This is a genomic window from Curtobacterium luteum, assembly GCF_001475545.1.
GTDB lineage: Bacteria > Actinomycetota > Actinomycetes > Actinomycetales > Microbacteriaceae > Curtobacterium > Curtobacterium luteum_A.
Window position 1 is genome coordinate 1 of the sequence record NZ_LDQC01000104.1, and the last position, 5,565, is coordinate 5,565.

Here is a 5,565-nt window from a genome sequence, read left to right on the forward strand (position 1 = left end):
TTCAGAATTGTATAAGAGACAGGTCCTTGAGAACTCAACAGCGTGCACATTGTCAATGCCAATTTATTGACCCCGTTGCCTTCACTTGTGGAGGTACGGAGACAATTCCTTTTGGATGGACAGAATTGTCAGTTGACAGTTCTTTTTGTCAGTATCAACTCGGCCATGCTTTCGGGTGTGGTTGGTAATTTTTTTACGGAGAGTTTGATCCTGGCTCAGGACGAACGCTGGCGGCGTGCTTAACACATGCAAGTCGAACGATGAAGCCCAGCTTGCTGGGTGGATTAGTGGCGAACGGGTGAGTAACACGTGAGTAACCTGCCCCTGACTCTGGGATAAGCGTTGGAAACGACGTCTAATACTGGATATGACTACTGGTCGCATGGCCTGGTGGTGGAAAGATTTTTCGGTTGGGGATGGACTCGCGGCCTATCAGCTTGTTGGTGAGGTAATGGCTCACCAAGGCGACGACGGGTAGCCGGCCTGAGAGGGTGACCGGCCACACTGGGACTGAGACACGGCCCAGACTCCTACGGGAGGCAGCAGTGGGGAATATTGCACAATGGGCGAAAGCCTGATGCAGCAACGCCGCGTGAGGGATGACGGCCTTCGGGTTGTAAACCTCTTTTAGTAGGGAAGAAGCGAGAGTGACGGTACCTGCAGAAAAAGCACCGGCTAACTACGTGCCAGCAGCCGCGGTAATACGTAGGGTGCAAGCGTTGTCCGGAATTATTGGGCGTAAAGAGCTCGTAGGCGGTTTGTCGCGTCTGCTGTGAAATCCCGAGGCTCAACCTCGGGCTTGCAGTGGGTACGGGCAGACTAGAGTGCGGTAGGGGAGATTGGAATTCCTGGTGTAGCGGTGGAATGCGCAGATATCAGGAGGAACACCGATGGCGAAGGCAGATCTCTGGGCCGTAACTGACGCTGAGGAGCGAAAGCGTGGGGAGCGAACAGGATTAGATACCCTGGTAGTCCACGCCGTAAACGTTGGGCGCTAGATGTAGGGACCTTTCCACGGTTTCTGTGTCGTAGCTAACGCATTAAGCGCCCCGCCTGGGGAGTACGGCCGCAAGGCTAAAACTCAAAGGAATTGACGGGGGCCCGCACAAGCGGCGGAGCATGCGGATTAATTCGATGCAACGCGAAGAACCTTACCAAGGCTTGACATACACCGGAAACGGCCAGAGATGGTCGCCCCCTTGTGGTCGGTGTACAGGTGGTGCATGGTTGTCGTCAGCTCGTGTCGTGAGATGTTGGGTTAAGTCCCGCAACGAGCGCAACCCTCGTTCTATGTTGCCAGCGCGTTATGGCGGGGACTCATAGGAGACTGCCGGGGTCAACTCGGAGGAAGGTGGGGATGACGTCAAATCATCATGCCCCTTATGTCTTGGGCTTCACGCATGCTACAATGGCCGGTACAAAGGGCTGCGATACCGTAAGGTGGAGCGAATCCCAAAAAGCCGGTCTCAGTTCGGATTGAGGTCTGCAACTCGACCTCATGAAGTCGGAGTCGCTAGTAATCGCAGATCAGCAACGCTGCGGTGAATACGTTCCCGGGCCTTGTACACACCGCCCGTCAAGTCATGAAAGTCGGTAACACCCGAAGCCGGTGGCCTAACCCTTGTGGAAGGAGCCGTCGAAGGTGGGATCGGTGATTAGGACTAAGTCGTAACAAGGTAGCCGTACCGGAAGGTGCGGCTGGATCACCTCCTTTCTAAGGAGCATCTGACCACTGTGTTGATGCAACGCAGCTGGTTCAGGCGCCGATGCAACCCGAATGTGGTTGCCGGTAGCTCATGGGTGGAACATTGACAGTGCAGTCGTCGGCGTGTCTGTCGATCTCAGTACGGTTGGTCCTTCGGGGCTGGTCAGGAACGGGTTGGTGGGGGTGTTGGTGGCTGGTGCACGTTGTTGGGTCCTGAGGGACCAGGCTTCCCGGTTGTGATACCGGGGGTTGAGCCGTGACAGTTGGCCACCCGTACGGGGTGGCTGGGTGTTGCTGGTTCTTCGGTGGGCCACGTGAAGCTGACACGAGAGTGTTGGGGGAGTGTGGTGCCGATCGTATGTTGAGAACTACACAGTGGACGCGAGCATCTTAGATCGCTCGTGACGATGACCGGCTTGCTGGTTGTTGTTCGAGTCGATCGCAATTTTAATCTTTGTGGTCAAGTTTCTAAGAGCAAACGGTGGATGCCTTGGCATCTGGAGCCGAAGAAGGACGTAGAAATCTGCGATAAGCCTCGGGGAGCTGATAATCGAGCTGTGAGCCGAGGATTTCCGAATGGGGAAACCCCGCCAGGCGACTTGTCGACCTGGTGACTCCCGCCTGAATATATAGGGCGGGTAGAGGGAACGTGGGGAAGTGAAACATCTCAGTACCCACAGGAAGAGAAAACAACATGTGATTCCGTGAGTAGTGGCGAGCGAAAGCGGATGAGGCTAAACCGATCATGTGTGATAGCCGGCGGGCGTTGCATGGTCGGGGTTGTGGGACACGTCGCTCAGTTCTGCCGGACTGGGACGGTTACAGCGCATCATAGTCGAACCGGTTTGAAAGCCGGGCCGTAGTGGGTGCCAGCCCCGTAGACGAAATGGTGTTATGGCCGGATGTGTATCCCAAGTAGCACGGGGCCCGAGAAATCCCGTGTGAATCTGTCAGGACCACCTGATAAGCCTAAATACTCCCAGATGACCGATAGCGGACAAGTACCGTGAGGGAAAGGTGAAAAGTACCCCGGGAGGGGAGTGAAATAGTACCTGAAACCGTTTGCTTACAAACCGTCGGAGCCTCCTTGTAGGGGTGACGGCGTGCCTTTTGAAGAATGAGCCTGCGAGTTAGTGATATGTGGCGAGGTTAACCCGTGTGGGGTAGCCGTAGCGAAAGCGAGTCTGAATAGGGCGACACAGTCGCATGTCCTAGACCCGAAGCGAAGTGATCTATCCATGGCCAGGTTGAAGCGACGGTAAGACGTCGTGGAGGACCGAACCCACTTCAGTTGAAAATGGAGGGGATGAGCTGTGGATAGGGGTGAAAGGCCAATCAAACTTCGTGATAGCTGGTTCTCTCCGAAATGCATTTAGGTGCAGCGTTGCGTGTTTCTCGCCGGAGGTAGAGCTACTGGATGGCCGATGGGCCTCAACAGGTTACTGACGTCAGCCAAACTCCGAATGCCGGTGAGTGAGAGCGCAGCAGTGAGACGGTGGGGGATAAGCTTCATCGTCGAGAGGGAAACAACCCAGACTACCAACTAAGGCCCCTAAGCGTGTGCTAAGTGGGAAAGGATGTGGAGTTGCACAGACAACCAGGAGGTTGGCTTAGAAGCAGCCACCCTTGAAAGAGTGCGTAATAGCTCACTGGTCAAGTGATTCCGCGCCGACAATGTAACGGGGCTCAAGCACACCGCCGAAGTTGTAGATTTCGCACACTCGATAAGCCTTCGTGGTTCAGTCGTGCGGAGTGGTAGGAGAGCGTCGTGTGGCGAGTGAAGCGGCGGAGGAATCCAGCCGTGGACGCTACACGAGTGAGAATGCAGGCATGAGTAGCGAAAGACGGGTGAGAAACCCGTCCTCCGAAAGACCAAGGGTTCCAGGGCCAGGTTAATCCGCCCTGGGTAAGTCGGGACCTAAGGCGAGGCCGACAGGCGTAGTCGATGGACAACGGGTTGATATTCCCGTACCGGCGAACAACCGCCCAAGCTAATCCAGTGGTGCTAAGAGTCCTAACCCGGACCAGTGGATCCCTTCGGGGTGAAGCGGTCCGGTCTAACGCTCGACCCCATGCTGGTGCGGCTAGCGTATGAACAGGTGTGACGCAGGAAGGTAGCTGAGCCAGGCGATGGTATCCGTAAGGTGAACCTGGTGTAAGGATGTAGGGCTGACGATAGGCAAATCCGTCGTCTGTGTGCCTGAGATCCGACGCGTACCCGTTTGGGGAAATCAGTGATCCTATGCTGCCGAGAAAAGCATCGACGCGAGGTTGCAGCCGCCCGTACCCGAAACCGACTCAGGTGGTCAGGTAGAGAATACCAAGGAGATCGAGAGAATCGTGGTTAAGGAACTCGGCAAAATGCCCCCGTAACTTCGGGAGAAGGGGGGCCGGAACCGTGACCGGACTTGCTCCGTGAGCGGTGAAGGCCGCAGAGACCAGTGGGAAGCGACTGTTTACTAAAAACACAGGTCCGTGCGAAGTCGCAAGACGATGTATACGGACTGACGCCTGCCCGGTGCTGGAAGGTTAAGAGGAAGGGTTAGCCTTTGGGCGAAGCTCTGAATTTAAGCCCCAGTAAACGGCGGTGGTAACTATAACCATCCTAAGGTAGCGAAATTCCTTGTCGGGTAAGTTCCGACCTGCACGAATGGCGTAACGACTTCCCAGCTGTCTCAACCGCGAACTCGGCGAAATTGCACTACGAGTAAAGATGCTCGTTACGCGCAGCAGGACGGAAAGACCCCGTGACCTTTACTACAGCTTGGTATTGGTGTTCGGTGTGGCTTGTGTAGGATAGGTGGGAGACTGTGAAGCGGGCACGCTAGTGTTCGTGGAGTCATTGTTGAAATACCACTCTGGTCACTCTGGATGTCTAACGTAGGACCCTGATCGGGTTCATGGACAGTGCCTGGTGGGTAGTTTAACTGGGGCGGTTGCCTCCCAAAGAGTAACGGAGGCGCCCAAAGGTTCCCTCAACCTGGTTGGCAATCAGGTGGCGAGTGTAAGTGCACAAGGGAGCTTGACTGTGAGACTGACAGGTCGAGCAGGGACGAAAGTCGGGACTAGTGATCCGGCAGTGGCTTGTGGAAGCGCTGTCGCTCAACGGATAAAAGGTACCTCGGGGATAACAGGCTGATCTTGCCCAAGAGTCCATATCGACGGCATGGTTTGGCACCTCGATGTCGGCTCGTCGCATCCTGGGGCTGGAGTAGGTCCCAAGGGTTGGGCTGTTCGCCCATTAAAGCGGTACGCGAGCTGGGTTTAGAACGTCGTGAGACAGTTCGGTCCCTATCCGCTGCGCGCGTTGGAAATTTGAGAAGATCTATCCCTAGTACGAGAGGACCGGGATGGACGAACCTCTGGTGTGTCAGTTGTTCTGCCAAGGGCACCGCTGATTAGCTACGTTCGGACCGGATAACCGCTGAAAGCATCTAAGCGGGAAGCCGTCTTCGAGATGAGATTTCCATGCACCTTGAGTGTGAGAGGCTCCCAGCAGACTACTGGGTTGATAGGCCGGATGTGGAAGCGGGGACTAACGACCCGTGGAGCTGACCGGTACTAATAAGCCGAAGACTTGACAACACAATTATTTCCCACACTTTCGGGTGTGGGGCTCGCGTCCACTTTGTGGTTCCCGACAGACGATCGGGGACAAGAAACTGAACACCGCGCTGTGCTCGATACGAGCGCCCGCGGAACAGCTTTCGGACTTCCATGTGATTGGGTCGAAAGTGTTCCGGTGGTCATAGCGAGAGGGAAACGCCCGGTCACATTCCGAACCCGGAAGCTAAGCCTCTCAGCGCCGATGGTACTGCAAGGGGGACCTTGTGGGAGAGTAGGACGCCGCCGGACTCAAC

General features: G+C 55.7%; 3 rRNA genes. All 3 read left to right on the forward strand.

Going from position 1 to position 5,565, the window contains the following annotated elements:
• The first annotated feature begins 192 nt into the window (after positions 1-192).
• A 16S ribosomal RNA gene (locus NS184_RS15435) occupies positions 193-1,714 on the forward strand.
• A 449-nt stretch (positions 1,715-2,163) separates the two neighbouring features.
• Positions 2,164-5,290, forward strand: a 23S ribosomal RNA gene (locus tag NS184_RS15440).
• A 153-nt stretch (positions 5,291-5,443) separates the two neighbouring features.
• Positions 5,444-5,560 (forward strand): 5S ribosomal RNA (gene rrf / locus NS184_RS15445).
• The 16S, 23S and 5S rRNA genes sit together here, the layout of an rRNA operon.
• Positions 5,561-5,565: the final 5 nt, after the last annotated feature.